Here is a 16,735-nt window from a genome sequence, read left to right as displayed (position 1 = left end):
CCTTTGGCACATCTAAATTGTAGATTTTAGATTGTAAATTTTAAATTGTCTGGCAGACTGATTTGTTGTCAGATTCATTGGGTCTGCAATCGCAATTTGCAGGTAAATGTATTTTATTCCGTATGTCGTTGTTTCTGGGACAAAGTATCAAATGTAAATTGAAGCCGATCTTTACCTGGACGATAAGAATGAAATAGAAAATATAATTTAATGAGTCGGTGGACTTAAATTTGGAATGAATATGAAATATCTAGTTTTATTCGGATGGGTGCTTGCTTTATTTTTTGCTTGCAGCGATGATAAAGAAAATGATCCGATTGTTCCCCCCGGACCGGATGAGCCGGAAACTCCCGATACATCTATACCGGCCGGATTACGGGACGGGATCAATCAGTTGTCCGATGATTCGCTGGCGTTTGTTTTGTTTGCACCGAAAAAAAGTCAGGTATATCTGATCGGAGATTTTAACGATTGGAGTATATCCAATGCCTATAAGATGCAAAAAGACGGGGATCGTTTCTGGCTTAAAATCGGAGGACTGCAAAAGGGAAAAGAATATATATGTCAATATCTGATCGATGGATCTATCCGGGTTGCCGATCCTTATGCCGATAAGATTTCCGATCCTTGGAATGATGCCTCTATTCCCGCATCGGCGTATCCGGACCTGATTGCTTATCCTTCAGGAAAAACCACCGAGATTGCCATGGTGGTATCGACGGGCCGGACGGAATATCCCTGGAGTGTGGCTAATTTCCGTATCGACGATGTGAAGGATATGGTTATCTATGAAATTTTACTGCGTGATTTTACTTCTGCCGGGACAATCAAAGCTGCCCGTGAAAAAATACCGTATCTGAAAGAGCTCGGTGTAAATGCGGTTGAATTGATGCCTTTTAATGAATTTGAAGGGAACGATAGCTGGGGATATAATCCTTCTTTCTATTTTGCCCCGGATAAGGCTTATGGAACGGCAGACGATTATAAGGCGTTTATCGACGAATGCCACCGGAACGGGATGGCCGTTATTATGGATATGGTACTGAATCATAGCTATGGACAGAGTCCGCTGGTACGAATGTATCAGGATGGGGTAGCCAAACCTTCTGCCGATAACCCGTGGTATAATCAGAAATCTAATTTTGCCAATCCCGATGCACAATGGGGGGCCGATTTTAACCATGAAAGCCAATATACGAAGAAATTAGTGGACAGTATATGTGCGCATTGGATGAAATACTATAAAGTCGACGGTTTCCGATTCGACTTTACGAAAGGCTTTTCCAATACCCCGTATCCGGCCAGTGGAAATGATTCGTGGGGAAATCCCTATGATGCCGCCCGTATTAGAAATCTGAAACGGATTTACGATGAGATAAAACGGCGGAATCCGGATGCCTTGATGATTTGCGAACATTTGTCGGATAACGATGAAGAAAAAGAATTGGCTGATTACGGTTTGCTGCTGTGGGGAAATATCAATTACAACTTCAATGAAGCCACAATGGGATTTCATGAGTTTGAAAACGGCAGACGTAAGTCGGATATCCATTGGGCTTCCTATAAAGAAAGGGGATGGAGTAAGCCTAATCTGATTGCCTATATGGAGAGCCATGATGAGGAACGGATTATGTATAAGAATCTGACGTATGGGAATGTTGCGGGCAATTATAATGTAAAGCAACTGAATACAAGCCTGGAACGTGTAGGGGCTGCAGCTGTGATGTTGATGAGTTTTCCCGGGCCGAAGATGATCTGGCAATTCGGAGAGCTTGGTTACGATTATCAGTTGAACGACGACCGGTTGGCCAAAAAGCCGGTGCGCTGGGATTATTATAATGTACCTGAACGAAAAGCATTGTATGACGTTTTTGCGGCAATGAACCGACTGCGGCATTCTTATCCGGCTTTTTCGACTTCCGATTATACGATCAGTGTCGGGGAACCTGTCAAGCAAATTTTGTTGAAATCATCCGGAGGTGATGCCTGTGTAATTGCGAATTTCGATGTCGTACCGGTCAATGCTAACATAAACTTTAGTAAAACGGGGACCTGGAAGGAGTATTTTACCAATCATACGTTTACCGTGACGGCGGCATCGATGTCAATGGAACTACAACCGGGAGAATATAGAGTGTACCTGAATGATTGACACCGGAAAATTCAATGTGCCGGCCTTTAAAACAAAGGTCGGCACATTTGTTTTATATTTTTATGAGGTGACGGGGGAAAATATCGGTTTAATATTTTACATTTGTAAACAAGTATATTTGTCTTTCCGCATAAACGTATATTATGGCAACACAAGTCACCATAAAAGATATCGCAAAGATATTGGGCATATCTGTTTCAACTGTATCCAGGGCGTTGAAAGATCATCCCGATATCAGTGTGGATACAAAACGTGAAGTACAGGCATTGGCAAAAAAACTGAATTATTCTCCCAATGTGATCGCATTGAGTTTACGGAATAAAAAGACATTTCTGATCGGCGTTATTATTCCTGAAATTATTCATCATTTCTTTTCATGTGTGATTAGTGGTATTGAGCAGGTCGCCAATCAGCACGGTTATAATATCGTTATTTTTCAGAGTAATGAACAGTATGAGCGGGAAAAGTCGATTTGTCAGTCGATTATCAATTCCCGGATAGACGGGGTATTGATATCAATGGCCAAGACAACACAGCGGGTGGATCATTTTAAAGAGTTGCAGCAGGCCGGTATACCTCTGGTGTTTTTCGACCGTATTTGTGGGGATATCGATACGGATCGGGTCGTGGTTGACGATTTTAACGGAGCGTATGCCGCCGTTCAGCATTTAATATCCGTCGGTTGCCATCGCATCGCTCATTTATCAGCGCCTCAAACGATGCAGATCGCTCAAAAGAGGCAAATGGGATATATACAGGCTTTAAAAGATGCTCGTCTACCGATAGACGAAAGCCTGATTATTCAATGCGATAATCAGGCCGATGCGATGATTATCGGCGAACAATTGATGAAACGGACAGATAGGCCGGACGGCATATTTGCCGTGAATGACCTTACGGCAGCCGGCGCAATGTATGCCATTAAACATATGGGATACCGTGTTCCCGAAGATGTTGCCATTTGCGGGTTTACCGATGGTTTGGTCTCTACGCTGACCGATCCGACATTGACGACGGTGGAGCAACATGGGGATAGAATGGGAGAAATTGCAACCGATTTGTTACTGCGGCGTATCAATTCCGAAGACGAACTGATCCCTACAACGACGAAAGTCATTAAAACCAATCTTATTGCCCGGGGCTCGACCCGGAGGTAAAACCGACGGGAATTTTAAATTCAGTTTTCCTGTAGATTTAATTGTTCGGGATTTGTAATTCTGTTTCAGTTTGATTCATTTTTATTTTGGCTTAAAATTTTCTATAGAGACTGGTGACGTTGTGGCTCCGGCCGATCGAAAATATCCTCCGTCATTTGCCTTTAAACGTTTGTTTTTTCTTTATATTGTTTAGAATAAATCTAAATTAAGAAGAATTATGCATTTTTTCGTACCGTTTTCCGCAACCGATTGAAATGCCGGAAGAGGCTTTGTTTTCTTAGGATCGTTGCGGCTTTTCACGATTTTAAACGTTTGCGGAGAAGAAGAATAGTCGTATATTTGAATCGGCTTAGAATTTCAGATTTCTTTTCAACGCATACGGAGACTCTCCGTATAAGTGGGTGTATCACCCTGGGTTATCCTTATGGATTTTTGGTAATGGTTCCGGATGGAACGTAATAAATTGAATTATGGCAGAAAGTAAAATTTTAAAGAGTAAACCCCGTTTAGGCTTTTGGACTTTATGGAACATCAGTTTCGGTTTTTTCGGAGTCCAGATCGCCTATGCTTTGCAAAGTGCTAATGTCAGCCGCATTTTTGCAACTTTGGGGGCTGACCCTCATACATTAAGCTATTTTTGGATATTGCCTCCTTTGGCCGGAATCATTGTGCAGCCGATTGTGGGGTCTATGAGCGACCGGACCTGGACCCGATTCGGACGTCGGATTCCCTATCTGTTCGTCGGTTCTTTAGTTGCTGTCATCGTAATGTGTCTGATGCCGAATGCCGGCAGTTTTACGCATTATATGAATGCAATGCTGTTCGGCGTCATTTCGTTGATGTTGCTGGATACGTCAGTCAATATGGCGATGCAGCCTTATAAAATGTTAGTGGGTGATATGGTGAACGAGGAACAAAAAGGATTGGCGTATTCGATTCAGAGTTTTTTGTGTAATGCCGGTAGTCTGGTTGGATATCTTTTCCCGTTTTTATTTGCTATGTGGGGCATACAAAATACGGCGGCCCCGGGAATTGTTCCCGATACGGTGATTTACTCGTTTTACATCGGGGCGGTTATTTTAATCCTTTGCGGGATTTATACCGTGGTTAAAGTAAAGGAAATGCCTCCGAAACAATTTGAGGAATTCCACGGTATTACGGCAGAAGAAAAGAAGGAAAAAAGCGATTTTATTTCTTTATTGCTCCATGCTCCGAAAGTGTTCTGGACAGTCGGTCTGGTACAATTTTTTTCCTGGGCGGCATTTATGTACATGTGGACCTATACAAACGGTGCGATTGCCCACAATGTATGGGGTACGGGTGATACATCGTCTGCGGGTTATCAGGAAGCCGGTAACTGGGTGGGCGTTTTATTTGCCGTACAGGCGATCGGTTCTGTATGCTGGGCGTTGTTGTTGCCTATGTTCAAATCGCGCAAAGTGGGTTATTCGTTGAGTTTAGTATTGGGAGGTGTCGGTTTTATCTCTACATTTTTTATTCATGACCAATATCTGCTTTTTGTTTCGTATGTTTTGATCGGATTTGCCTGGGCGGCAATGCTGGCAATGCCTTTTACGATTTTGACTAATTCCGTTTCCGGGAAAAATATGGGGGCTTATCTGGGACTTTTCAACGGGACGATTTGTATACCGCAGATCGTGGCTGCACTGGTCGGTGGTTCGTTATTACGCCTGATCGGTGGGAATCAGGCCGGCATGCTGGTGTTGGCCGGTATTTTCCTGATTGTCGGAGCGTTTTGCGTATTTATTATTAAAGAAACTTATTCACATCACAATGAAGGATAAAAAGAAAGGATATGAAAGGATGTATATTTGATTTAGATGGGGTGATTGTAGATACGGCAAAATACCATTACCTGGCTTGGAAAAAAATAGCGGATGAATTTGGTTTTGTTTTTACGGAAAAAGATAACGAGCGTTTGAAAGGGATCAGCCGGATGGCATCGTTGGATATATTATTGAGTATCGGAGGAGTACATTTAAGTGAGGGGGAGAAGCTGCAGGTTGCAGACAAAAAGAATGAAATATATCTCGGGTATATTTTGAAAATGACTCCGGACGAAGTTTTGCCGGGAGTTCTTACTTTTCTGAAAACCTTACGCGATCAGGGTATAAAAATTTCCTTGGGTTCGGCCAGTAAGAATGCAAAGACGATTTTGCACCAGGTCGGCATTGAAAATTTGTTCGATGCCGTTGCCGACGGGACGAATGTAAGTAAAGCTAAACCAGACCCGGAAGTTTTTTTGAAAGGCGCGGAGCTATTGAATCTTTCTCCTGCGGATTGCGTAGTCTTTGAAGATGCCCGGGCCGGTATTGAGGCAGCTCACCGGGCCGGCATGAAATGTGTCGGGATCGGAGACTCTGTAACACTCCGGGAAGCTGATACCGTTGTCGGAGGATTCCTTGATTTAAGTATAGAAAAAGGAAAACTGAAAATAATAAACAATGGAGAAATATTGAACTTTTGATTTTAGATTAAAACTGTATTGTCATGAATAAATATTTGAAAGCAGATGAATGGTGTATCATTGAAGAAGGATTTGATCCGAAGAATCATCGTTCATCAGAGAGTATTTTCAGCCTTGGTAACGGAAGAATGGGACAACGGGCGAATTTTGAAGAAAAATATTCCGGTAATACTTTACAGGGGACCTATATCGGGGGCGTGTATTATACGGATAAAACCCGTGTCGGCTGGTGGAAAAACGGTTATCCGGAGTATTTTGCGAAGGTATTGAATGCACCGTATTGGAATGGTATTCATGTTGAAATTAACGGAGAGCAACTCGATCTGGCGAAGTGTAAAGTAAAGGATTTTGTCCGGATATTGAATATGAAGGAAGGGTATCTGGAACGTTCTTTTGTGGCAGTTCTGCCGAACGGGGATGAAGTTAAAGTAAATACCCGCCGTTTTATCAGTATGGCGAATAAGGAGATTGCAGCTATACGTTATGCTGTTACTCCTTTGAATTTTAGCGGGGATATCGTGTTTACCTCTTACATCGACGGTGATATAAAAAATCAGGATGCCAATTATGATGAGAAATTCTGGGATATTATTGAAACCGATTCGCAGAAAGGGGAAGCTTATCTGCGTTCGCAAACCAAGAAAACCAATTTTCAGGTAGGCATCGGAATCAAGTATGCTATTACCGTCGGAGGGAACGATTATGAGACGACAGACGATGATACGATTGTAGACCTGAAATATGTGGCCAATAAAGTATCCGTATTTGCCGAAAAAGGGAAGCAGATTTGTTTCTATAAATATGCGGCGGTATTGAGTTCGATGAATCACGGCGTGGAGGATTTGTTGCCGAATGCCCGTATTCTGGTGAATGATGCCTGTCGTAAAGGTTTTGATACTTTATTGGAAGAGCATCGTTTGGTGTGGAAAAACATTTGGGAACATTCTGATATTGTGATAGAGGGTGATGTGGAGGCACAACAGGGAATTCGTTTTAATATTTTCCAGTTGAAACAGACGTATACCGGGGACGATGCCCGTTTGAATATCGGGCCGAAAGGGTTTACCGGGGAAAAATATGGCGGCAGTACCTATTGGGATACAGAAGCGTACTGTGTGCCTTTCTATCTGGCAACGGCTGATTCGGAAGTTACCCGTAATTTGTTGATATATCGCTACAAGCAACTTGACCGGGCTATTGAGAACGGAGAAAAGCTGGGCTTTACCGATGGCGCTGCGCTCTATCCGATGGTGACGATGAATGGAGAGGAATGCCACAATGAATGGGAGATTACTTTTGAGGAAATTCACCGTAATGGGGCTATTGCCTATGCTATTTACCGGTACATCAATTATACCGGGGACGATCATTATCTGGAAGAATACGGATTGGAAGTATTGACCGGGATTGCCCGTTTCTGGGCACAACGGGCCACATTCTCGGGAGAAAAGAAAAAATACGTGATCCTCGGGGTAACCGGTCCGAATGAATACGAAAACAACATCAATAACAATTGGTATACCAATAAGATTGCCGTATGGTGTATGAAGTACGCCATTGAATGCCTGGAGAAAGTAAAGGGGCGCAATTTGGCTCGTTTTAAGGAATTGATCGGGAAGATGAAAATGGATTACCAGGGAGAAACGGCGAAATGGAAAGATATGATTGAAAATATGCATTTTCCCGAAAGTAAAGAACTGGGAGTTTTCTTGCAACAGGACGGTTATATGGATAAGGAACAGATTCTTGCTGCCGACCTGGATCCGGCTATCCGGCCCTTGAATCAGCATTGGTCCTGGGACCGTATTTTGAGAAGTTGTTTTATCAAACAGGCGGACGTGCTACAGGGTATTTATTTTTTCGAAAATGAATTCGATATGGATTGCATCAAACGGAATTTTGAATTTTATGAATCCCGTTGTGTGCACGAGTCTTCTTTGTCGCCTTGCGTACATTCTATTTTGGCAGCCAAGATCGGAGATATGCCGAAAGCATACAGCCTTTATTTGCGTACGGCCCGTTTGGATTTGGACGACTATAACAAGGAAGCTCACGAAGGCTTGCATATTACCTCTATGGCAGGGACCTGGATGTCAATTGTGGAAGGCTTTGGCGGTATGCGTATACAGGACGGTTTATTATCGTTCCGGCCTGCAATACCTGAAAGCTGGAAAGCTTTTTCGTTCAAAGTGATGCATCGTGGTAATATTTTGAATGTGACAGTTCAGCATTGCCGGACCATAATCTTTAACGAGGAGGGGGAAGATGCTGAGGTCTTGGTAGACGGGAAAAAATATACGATTGTGAAAGATTCCAAATTGGAAATTTGACGATAAGTTGAAAGCCGGAGTGTTGTAAATAAACTTCGGGTTAGGTTCGCAGGGTTTTATAGAGATGAGAACTATAACTCTTTGGCTTTCGGCAAAATCTATGTACAATAAATTTTACTGGAAATGAAATTAGTAGGAATAATGATTTTATTGCTTGTTGCCGGAGGATATCAGCCCATGGCTGCACAGGCTAAAAAGAGTACGGCTAATCCGATCGAGCGGATGGAACCGATGAATTGGTGGGTTGGGATGAAAAATCCTTCTCTTCAGCTGCTGGTATATGGGAAGGATATAGCCGCTTACCGGCCGGAAATCAGTTATCCGGGCGTGGAAATAGAAAAAGTGGTTACGACGACAAATCCGAATTATCAATTTATCTATTTGAATATCGGGAAGGACACCCGGCCCGGCGAGATGGATATTGTTTTTAAAAAAGGTAATAAAACGGCATGTGCCTGGAAATATCCGTTACTGGCCCGGGAGGAAAATTCAGCGGCCCGGGAAGGGTTCAATAATTCGGATGTCGTTTATTTGCTGATGCCTGATCGTTTTGCTAACGGAAATCCGGCAAATGACAGTCACCCGGACGTAATAGAAAAAGCCGACCGGAAATCTTTGAACGGACGTCACGGAGGCGATATTCAGGGGATAATCGATCACCTGGATTATCTGAATGATCTGGGAATTACTGCCCTATGGAGTACGCCGCTCATGGAAGACAATATGCCGACGACATCATATCATACGTATGCCATTTCGGATTACTATAAAATCGATCCCCGCTACGGAACGAACGAGGACTATAAACGTCTTTCCGCAGAGGCGAAAAAGCGGGGGATTAAATTGATTATGGATGTGGTGACCAATCATAGCGGATCGGCTCATTGGTGGATGAAAGATCTGCCGTCTGCCGATTGGATTCATCAGTTCGATCAGTTTACCCGTTCCAATTACCGGATCGGGACGGTTACCGATCCTTATGCATCGGAGGCAGACCGGACCTTGAATACGAAAGGATGGTTCGACACGTCTATGCCTGACTTGAATCAGAACAACCCTTTGTTGATGGATTATTTGATACAGAATGCGATTTGGTGGATCGAATATGCCGATTTGGGAGGATTACGTATCGATACATATCCTTACAATCATAGAAAACCGATGTCGGAATTCAACCGCAGGGTTATGGAAGAATATCCCGATTTCAATATTGTGGGAGAAACCTGGGTACATGAACCGATAGAAGTGGCTTACTGGCAGAAAGATGCGTTGAATCCGGACGGTTATAACTCAGAGTTGCCGGCTGTGATGGATTTCCCGTTGTTGGACGCATTGACGGTATTTACAAAGGAAAAACAAGGATGGGATACCGGTATTATGCGCCCGTATGTCAATTTTTCCCGGGATTACGTTTACCCTTATCCGTATAATTTGCTGATTTTTGCAGATAATCATGATACGGAAAGAATCTGGGAGGTGCTCGACGGTAAAATTCCGGATTTCAAGTTGATTTTTACCCTATTATCGACAACCCGGGGTATTCCGCAGATTTATTACGGTACAGAGATTATGATGAGGGGTAAAAAACAGAAGGGAGACGGAGATATCCGCCGTGATTTCCCCGGAGGCTGGCCCGGTGATAAAGTCAATGCATTTACAGCCGAAGGTCGCACGGCAGAACAGAATGAAGTATATGATTTTATGAAAAAGCTACTCGATTGGCGGAAAGAAAATCCGGTGATTCATACCGGGGGACTGAAACATTTTGTACCCGAGGATGAAGTGTATGTTTATTTCCGTTATAACGACGATAAAACGGTTATGGTGGTATTGAACAATTCAGATGAGGATGCCAGGACGATTGATACGAAGCGTTTTTCGGAAATGCTGAATGGGTTTACTGCCGGGAAAGATGTGATCAGCGGAAAAGAAATCCGGAATATACAGGATTCTTTGACAATACCGGCAAAAACGGCCATGGTAATAGAGTTAGAATAATGGGAATATGGATCGGGAAACTTGAATCGTATCTTCTGTTCGGGTTTCCCCGTCCCTGAATTTTCAAATGATAAGCGTATGTCTAAATTTATCTTATTTATAGCGATGACAGTGTTGGCGATGTCGTGTGTGCAACAGAAAAAAGCAGAGGAACAAGCTCCTCAGGTTGCAAAATGGGCAGAAGATGCCTCTATTTACGAAGTGAATATCCGGCAGTATACACCGGAAGGAACATTTAAAGCTTTCGAGCAGCATTTACCCCGCTTGAAAGAACTGGGAGTAGATATATTGTGGTTTATGCCGATCACTCCGATTTCGGAGAAAGGCCGTAAGGGTTCCTTGGGAAGTTATTACGCCGTGCAGGACTACCGCAAAGTAAATCCGGAATACGGAACGTTGGAGGATTTTAAATCGCTTGTCAATAAGGCACATGAACTTGGTTTCAAAGTGATACTCGATTGGGTGGCCAATCATACGGGATGGGATAATCCTTTGATAGAAGAGCATCCGGATTGGTATACGCAAAAAGACGGAAAGATCGTGAGTCCGGTTGAGGATTGGAGCGATGTAGCCGATCTGAATTACGACAACCGGGATATGCGTCGTTATATGATTGAGAGTTTACAGTATTGGATTCAGGAATGTGACATCGACGGATACCGTTGTGATATGGCCGCTATGGTGCCGACCGATTTCTGGGAAGAAGCGCGTCCGGCATTGGATAGCATTAAGCCGGTATTTATGTTGGCAGAAGCCTGGGAACCTGAATTGACACAGAAAGCATTCGATGCATGTTATGGCTGGGATTTACATCATTTGATGAACGATTTGGCCCAAGGCAAAAAGGACGGTTATGCCTTACCCGAATATTTTCAGAAGGTGGATACCCTCTACCCGAAACGGGCAATTATTATGAATTTTATCGATAATCACGATGAGAATTCCTGGCAGGGAAGCATAGAGGAACGTATGGGTGAAGCTTTCCCTGTTTATGCTGTCATGACTTATACCGTACCTGGAATGCCTTTGCTTTATACAGGACAGGAAGCAGGATTGAATAAACGGCTTTCGTTTTTTGAAAAAGATTCTGTCGATTGGAATCTGCGTCCGGATTTGGCGGGCTTTTATCAAAAGCTGAATGATCTGAAACATAAACACCCGGCACTGAAGGCTGGGGAGAATGAAGGTACTTTCCGTATTCTAGGGCAGGATAATGTAAAGAATACCTTTGCTTTTGAGCGGACTGCCGGAACAGATGTTTTGGTTGTTGTATTAAACCTTACCGGAAGCGATCAGAAAGTGAATTTGGATGAAATCGTGTCCGGAAATTTTACGGAATATTTTTCTGACGAAAAGCGGAAAGATATACAAGAGATTGTTTTACCGGGGAATGGGTTTAAAGTGTTCATCCGGGAATAAACACTCTTGTTTTTGATTTACAATTTTGATGGATACACCGGGTTAAAGCGAATTATTTTTACACACTGGGACGGACTCATTGTGTAATTTCTGCCTCAAATAGACACAGGCCGGTCGTATTGATTCAGAGTTGTAAATCAAAATCCGGATTATTTTGATTTTTTCAAATTCAGCACTTATTCTTACTTTTGTGTCGTTTAATGACGAAAGTAAAACAATATGAAAAAATATCAGTTTGAATTGGAAATGAAGGTGCGTGATTACGAATGTGATCTGCAATGCATTGTCAATAACGCCAATTACCAGCATTATATGGAACATGCCCGGCATGAATTTCTGGAAGTTGCCGGAGCAAATTTCGGAGAACTTCACAAACGGGGAATCGATGCCGTTGTGGCTCATGTGGAAATTGATTATAAGGTATCGTTGACAAGCGGTGACCGGTTTGTCGTTAAGCTGAATATTGCTAGGGAAGGGGTTAAACTGGTATTTTTCGAAGACATTTTCCGCTTGCCGGATATGAAGTTATGTGCACACGGACGGGTAGAATCGGTGTGTGTCGATAACGGACGTCTTACCCGGGGAGAGTTATTCGATGAAATTTTTGCAGATTATTTGAAAAAGGATTGAGTGTACACTCGGAGTTGTAGTTGTAAAATTGGGGATGCTTCCGGTGAACGGATGGAGGCAAGTGAAATGTTGGATGAAATCTTTTTTTAGTAATCACTTCCAAAAAAAAGTTTAAAATTTTGGCGGAAAGAAAAAAAGCACTACATTTGTACCCGCAATCAGAACAGACTGCACGGGTTCTTAGCTCAGTTGGTTCAGAGCATCTGGTTTACACCCAGAGGGTCGGGGGTTCGAATCCCTCAGGACCCACCTAGGAGAGAGGCTTTAAAGCCTCTCTTTTTTATTGTACGGGTTCGAGGTAAAAGACATTTTGTACTGTCTGAAACTTGAATCCCGGATAGATTTATCTATCCGGGATTCAGATACTTATTTTTTATACTTCATGTTCGACTTCGACAACGGCCGGACAATGGTCGGAATGTTTTATCGCCGGTAGTATATAGGCATCCTTTAATAGGGGTACAACTGCCGGAGTGGCCATACAATAATCGATTCGCCAGCCTTTATTGTTGTTACGGGCATTTGCGCGGAAACTCCACCAGGTGTATTGATGGGCTTCTTCGGGGTGAAAATAGCGGAAGGTATCTGTGAATCCGCTGTCGAGGAACTGACTCATCCACTCTCTTTCTTCGGGTAAAAATCCGCTGTTTGTGGCGTTGCGTACCGGATCGTGAATGTCGATGGGACGATGGCAGATATTGTAGTCCCCGCAAAGAAGTAATTTCGGCCGGCTTTTGCTGAGTTCCTGTACATACACCTGGAAATCTTCCAGCCAAACCATTTTAAAAGCTTGCCTTTCGTCCCCGCTGGTCCCCGAAGGATGGTAAACGCTTACGACGGATAAATCCCCGAAGTCGGCCCGTAAAAACCGGCCTTCATCATCGTAACGGGGAATACCCATGCCATATTCGACATGGTCCGGGAGCTGTTTGGTCAGAATCGCGACACCGCTGTATCCTTTTTTTTGGGCAGAGAAGAAGTAGGACCGATAGCCCAGCATCTCAAATTCAAGGGTAGGGATTTGATCGGGTTGAGCCTTGGTTTCCTGTAAGCATACGACATCCGGCTGCTCTGCTTCGAGCCACCCTGTGAAATTTTTCGAAAGAGCACTGCGCAGGCCGTTTACATTGTAAGTGATGATTTTCATAAGGTGTTATTGTTTCAGGAGTTCACCTTTGAAGCCGGCTTTTTGCAATGCTTCCAAAATTACATTATCCGGACAGTCGGAAGTTACTGTCAGTATTTTATCCGGTGTAGAAAGGTCGATGGACCATTGGTCTTGTGTCATGATTTCGTTCAGGAAGGGAGCGATTTTAGCAACGCATCCCTGGCATTTTGCCGTAGTTTTATATTTTCTCATTTCCATTGTTTTTAATTTTATGTAGTAAAGATATAAAAGATTCAGGACATACCGGACTTTGGATTTATGATTTTTAATTAGGCATATAGGTCAATTCCACGATAAACTTGAATAATTGATGATAATTACGTCGCGACAAAATCCTGAATCATAAATAAACCTGTGAAATCTGTGGGCACAATAAAATCCTGTAATTAATTTATATCTTTATGGTTCTATATAGAGTATAACATAAAAGATTACAGTTATGAAGGAGGTTATTATGCTATATTGTATGTTGACGGCATTTGCCGCCCAGGGATTGGGTTTTGAACAGGACCGGTTTAAAACTCCGGAAGGTAAAGATTTGGTCATTACTTTTGTAAAACACGGGAGTTTGATGCTCGAATACGACGGACACGTTCTTTTGGTGGACCCTGTGTCCGACTATGCCGATTACAGTAAATTTCCGAAAGCAGATTTGATTTTAATAACGCATGAACATCACGATCACCTTGATCCGAAGGCCATTGCCGCAACGGAGAAGGAGTCGACTTTAATTATTGTCAATCCGGCTTCGCAAGAGAAATTGGGCAAAGGAATTGCAATGAAGAATGGGGATCGGCGAAGTCCGGTGTCCTATTTGAATGTTGAGGCTGTACCGGCATACAATACGACACCGGGGAGAGACCAGTTTCATCCCCGGGGCCGGGATAACGGTTACATTTTGACGTTGGGCGGGATGAGGGTTTATATCGCCGGAGATACGGAGGATATACCGGAAATGAAGCAATTGAAAAATATAGATATTGCTTTTTTACCGGTGAACCAGCCTTATACGATGACTCCGGTTCAGGCTGCCCATGCTGCTGAGATGATAAAGCCCTGGATTTTGTATCCGTATCATTATGGAGAAACCAAGATTCAGGATTTGAAGGATTTATTGAAGAAGGATAAGCATATTGATGTTCGCATCCGGCAATTGCAGTAAATGAGAAACCGGGAGAAGTTTTTAAATTTCTCCCGGTTTTGTTTTTTGGCTTATATGTTGTAAAATGCCGTAAAGGCCTTGATGACATAATGGTGATCCATTGTGCCTCCGGTTTCGCGTACCGAATGCATGGCCCACATCGGGTTACCGATATCTACACCCCGCATTTCCATTTGGGAAAGCAGAATGTTACCTAAAGTGGATCCCCCTGCCATATCCGAATGATTGACAAACGTCTGATAAGGTACCCCTGCCAATTGACAAATGGTCTGGAATACGGCAGCCGAATCTCCGTCGGTGATGTATTTTTGATTGGCATTGATTTTGATGACCGGCCCGCCGTTCATAACCGGATGATTGGTCGGATCGTGTTTTTCGGTATAATTCGGATGCAGGGCATGAGCCATATCTGCCGAAATCATAAATGAGTTGTGGATGGCCCTGTAAAGGTCTTCTGTCTGGCCGCCCATACCGAAAACGATACGTTCGATAATCGTCCGGAGGATGGGAGATCCTGCACCTTGTTTTGTTCCGCTGCCTACTTCTTCGTTATCGAAGATGGCCAATACTTTTGTTTTACGGCATTCTTTGGAATCGATCAAAGCTTTCAAACCGGCATGTGCCATAGCCAGGTCGTCTAATTTTCCACAGGAGATAAATTCTTCATTCAATCCCGTCAGGCAACCTTTTTCAAAATTATACAGCGTCAAATCGAAATCCAGGATATTTTCCGCCGGGATTTGCATTTCTTCAGCTATCAGTTTCAACAGGAAATTTTCTTTTTCGAAATGTTCGTTAATCATCGCCAATACCGGAAGCATATCTTTTTGCTTACTCAGCGGGTTGCCCTGATCATTGACTGCCCGGTTGAAATGGATGGCCAAATGTGGTATTGTAAGCAAGGGACGTTTAAAATTGATAAACTGGATAATCGGTTTCAGGGGATTGTCGCTTTTGATCAATACTCTGCCTGCCATAGATAACGGACGGTCGAACCAGGTGTACATGATCGGTCCGCCGTAAACTTCTGTATTAAGTTTCAGGTATTTTCCTTCAACCGGTATTTCTGCATGCGGTTTGATACGAAAAGTCGGGGAATCACTATGGGCGCAGATCAGTTTGAAACCGTTTTCGGCAATGTCGCCTGTTCCCGGGATAAAAGCATACAAAGAAGAATGATTTTTCGTAACGAAATATTTTTTTCCTCTTTCAATTTGCCAGCTTTCACCGGAAAACAATTGGGTAAATCCATGGGCGATCAATTCCTTTTTAATATTGAGTATCGCGTGAAAGTTCGTCGGACTTTCGTTGATAAAGTCAATTAATTCTAGAGCTGCCTGTTTTTCCATAAATATATTATTTGTGATGAATAAATATTTCGTTCCCTTCTTCGATTTGTTCCCGGATTTTTTTATTGAACATGATAAAAGGTGGATTTTCCATGTTCTTCTTGTTGTATACGATGTTCGAATAGTCGGTCGGATTGACAACCAAACCGCCGGAAGTTTCCACGATGATCTGACCCGCAGCCGAATCCCATTCGTAGCAACGTCCGAACTTGGGGTAAATGTCCGCTTCACCTTTTGCTATTGCACAATGTTTGGCAGAAGCTCCTAAAGGGATAAGTTCGAGATTATATCCTTTTGACTGCAGGTAATCGATGTATTCGAACTCAGCTTCTGTCATATTAAAACGACTGACGACCATTTTTAAATTCGTCCCTTCGTTGGAGACCGGTGTCAGTTCGGAGATTTGGTTTTCTTTTTTAATATAGCATTTATCATCTTTAAACGCCCAGATGATTTCTTTATCCCGGATGTTGTTGATTATTCCGAATATGGGTTGCGTTCCGCAAATTAAAGCAATATTGATACAGAAGCGTCCGTTTTTATATATGAATTCTTTTGTACCGTCCAGAGGATCCACCAACCAACAATATTTCCACGATTCCCGGAGGTGATAATCCGGAATGTTCGATTCTTCACTGATGATGGGGATGTCCGGGAATAAAGCTTTTAGTTCTTTGCGTAATAAGGTATTGGATAACTTGTCCGCTTCTGTTACCGGAGTCGCATCCGGTTTCATGGAAATGTCCAAATCTTGTTTTTTGTAAAGTTCCAAAAGGGCATCTCCCGCCTTCTCAATGAGCGCGATGACTTGATCCAACTTCTCTTTTATCATCATGGGTTTAGTGCTTTCTTATTTCATAGGATAAAGTAACTAATAAAAAT

13 protein-coding genes and 1 tRNA gene are annotated in these 16,735 nt (G+C 43.0%); 10 read left to right on the top strand and 4 right to left on the bottom strand.

Going from position 1 to position 16,735, the window contains the following annotated elements; translation table 11 throughout:
• Positions 1–241: 241 nt before the first annotated feature.
• From BN8908_RS14405 to BN8908_RS14365, 9 genes are all read left to right on the top strand, one after another.
• Entirely contained in the window at positions 242–2,152 is a 1,911-nt protein-coding gene (locus BN8908_RS14405) for an alpha-amylase family glycosyl hydrolase (protein WP_082989341.1), read from the top strand.
• 143 nt (positions 2,153–2,295) lie between these two features.
• Positions 2,296–3,309: a LacI family DNA-binding transcriptional regulator gene (locus BN8908_RS14400; protein ID WP_021988011.1), complete on the top strand. Its 1,014-nt coding sequence runs from the start codon at positions 2,296–2,298 to the stop codon at positions 3,307–3,309.
• A 470-nt stretch (positions 3,310–3,779) separates the two neighbouring features.
• Positions 3,780–5,114 (top strand): SLC45 family MFS transporter, encoded by a 1,335-nt coding sequence (locus BN8908_RS14395; protein WP_021988010.1) that lies wholly within the window; start codon positions 3,780–3,782, stop codon positions 5,112–5,114.
• Positions 5,115–5,125: 11 nt separating this feature from the next.
• Positions 5,126–5,797, top strand: coding sequence for a beta-phosphoglucomutase (gene pgmB, locus BN8908_RS14390; protein WP_068691352.1), 672 nt, complete (start codon positions 5,126–5,128; stop codon positions 5,795–5,797).
• A gap of 23 nt (positions 5,798–5,820) precedes the next feature.
• A complete protein-coding gene (locus tag BN8908_RS14385) occupies positions 5,821–8,127 on the top strand; it encodes a glycoside hydrolase family 65 protein (RefSeq protein WP_068691350.1) in 2,307 nt (768 codons plus the stop codon).
• Between the two features lie 123 nt (positions 8,128–8,250).
• Positions 8,251–10,125 (top strand): glycoside hydrolase family 13 protein, encoded by a 1,875-nt coding sequence (locus BN8908_RS14380; RefSeq protein WP_082989275.1) that lies wholly within the window; start codon positions 8,251–8,253, stop codon positions 10,123–10,125.
• A gap of 78 nt (positions 10,126–10,203) precedes the next feature.
• Positions 10,204–11,544 carry an alpha-amylase family glycosyl hydrolase gene (locus BN8908_RS14375; RefSeq protein ID WP_021988006.1) on the top strand — a complete coding sequence of 447 codons (1,341 nt, stop codon included), beginning with the start codon at positions 10,204–10,206 and terminating at the stop codon, positions 11,542–11,544.
• 219 nt (positions 11,545–11,763) lie between these two features.
• On the top strand, positions 11,764–12,174 hold the full coding sequence (locus BN8908_RS14370) for an acyl-CoA thioesterase (RefSeq protein WP_068691348.1): 411 nt from the start codon (positions 11,764–11,766) through the stop codon (positions 12,172–12,174).
• Between the two features lie 174 nt (positions 12,175–12,348).
• A tRNA-Val gene (locus BN8908_RS14365) sits at positions 12,349–12,423 on the top strand.
• Positions 12,424–12,547: 124 nt separating this feature from the next.
• Here the strand turns inward: BN8908_RS14365 and BN8908_RS14360 are convergent.
• Both BN8908_RS14360 and BN8908_RS14355 read right to left on the bottom strand, forming a co-directional pair.
• A complete protein-coding gene (locus tag BN8908_RS14360; protein ID WP_068691346.1) occupies positions 12,548–13,321 on the bottom strand; it encodes an exodeoxyribonuclease III in 774 nt (257 codons plus the stop codon).
• A gap of 6 nt (positions 13,322–13,327) precedes the next feature.
• Entirely contained in the window at positions 13,328–13,534 is a 207-nt protein-coding gene (locus tag BN8908_RS14355; RefSeq protein WP_316245214.1) for a heavy metal transport/detoxification protein, read from the bottom strand.
• Positions 13,535–13,808: 274 nt separating this feature from the next.
• On the opposite strand from BN8908_RS14355, the gene BN8908_RS14350 reads away from it, so the two are divergent.
• Positions 13,809–14,504: an MBL fold metallo-hydrolase gene (locus BN8908_RS14350; protein WP_392389387.1), complete on the top strand. Its 696-nt coding sequence runs from the start codon at positions 13,809–13,811 to the stop codon at positions 14,502–14,504.
• 50 nt (positions 14,505–14,554) lie between these two features.
• On the opposite strand, the gene BN8908_RS14345 is transcribed toward BN8908_RS14350, so the two are convergent.
• Positions 14,555–15,853 (bottom strand): M18 family aminopeptidase, encoded by a 1,299-nt coding sequence (locus tag BN8908_RS14345; protein WP_068691344.1) that lies wholly within the window; start codon positions 15,851–15,853, stop codon positions 14,555–14,557.
• A gap of 7 nt (positions 15,854–15,860) precedes the next feature.
• Positions 15,861–16,688: a 3'(2'),5'-bisphosphate nucleotidase CysQ family protein gene (locus BN8908_RS14340; protein WP_068691342.1), complete on the bottom strand. Its 828-nt coding sequence runs from the start codon at positions 16,686–16,688 to the stop codon at positions 15,861–15,863.
• Positions 16,689–16,735: the final 47 nt, after the last annotated feature.

This window comes from Culturomica massiliensis, from assembly GCF_900091655.1.
Classification (GTDB): Bacteria; Bacteroidota; Bacteroidia; order Bacteroidales; family Marinifilaceae; genus Culturomica; species Culturomica massiliensis.
This window is presented reverse-complemented; position numbering and strand designations above follow the sequence as displayed.

What these genes read in the sequence shown, in the direction of transcription:
- BN8908_RS14405 (WP_082989341.1), top strand. Translation starts at nt 242, where the DNA reads ATGAAATATCTAGTTTTATTCGGATGGGTGCTTGCTTTATTTTTTGCT.
- BN8908_RS14400 (WP_021988011.1), top strand. Translation starts at nt 2,296, where the DNA reads ATGGCAACACAAGTCACCATAAAAGATATCGCAAAGATATTGGGCATA.
- BN8908_RS14395 (WP_021988010.1), top strand. Translation starts at nt 3,780, where the DNA reads ATGGCAGAAAGTAAAATTTTAAAGAGTAAACCCCGTTTAGGCTTTTGG.
- pgmB (WP_068691352.1), top strand. Translation starts at nt 5,126, where the DNA reads ATGAAAGGATGTATATTTGATTTAGATGGGGTGATTGTAGATACGGCA.
- BN8908_RS14385 (WP_068691350.1), top strand. Translation starts at nt 5,821, where the DNA reads ATGAATAAATATTTGAAAGCAGATGAATGGTGTATCATTGAAGAAGGA.
- BN8908_RS14380 (WP_082989275.1), top strand. Translation starts at nt 8,251, where the DNA reads ATGAAATTAGTAGGAATAATGATTTTATTGCTTGTTGCCGGAGGATAT.
- BN8908_RS14375 (WP_021988006.1), top strand. Translation starts at nt 10,204, where the DNA reads ATGTCTAAATTTATCTTATTTATAGCGATGACAGTGTTGGCGATGTCG.
- BN8908_RS14370 (WP_068691348.1), top strand. Translation starts at nt 11,764, where the DNA reads ATGAAAAAATATCAGTTTGAATTGGAAATGAAGGTGCGTGATTACGAA.
- BN8908_RS14360 (WP_068691346.1), bottom strand. Translation starts at nt 13,321, where the DNA reads ATGAAAATCATCACTTACAATGTAAACGGCCTGCGCAGTGCTCTTTCG.
- BN8908_RS14355 (WP_316245214.1), bottom strand. Translation starts at nt 13,534, where the DNA reads ATGAGAAAATATAAAACTACGGCAAAATGCCAGGGATGCGTTGCTAAA.
- BN8908_RS14350 (WP_392389387.1), top strand. Translation starts at nt 13,809, where the DNA reads ATGTTGACGGCATTTGCCGCCCAGGGATTGGGTTTTGAACAGGACCGG.
- BN8908_RS14345 (WP_068691344.1), bottom strand. Translation starts at nt 15,853, where the DNA reads ATGGAAAAACAGGCAGCTCTAGAATTAATTGACTTTATCAACGAAAGT.
- BN8908_RS14340 (WP_068691342.1), bottom strand. Translation starts at nt 16,688, where the DNA reads ATGATGATAAAAGAGAAGTTGGATCAAGTCATCGCGCTCATTGAGAAG.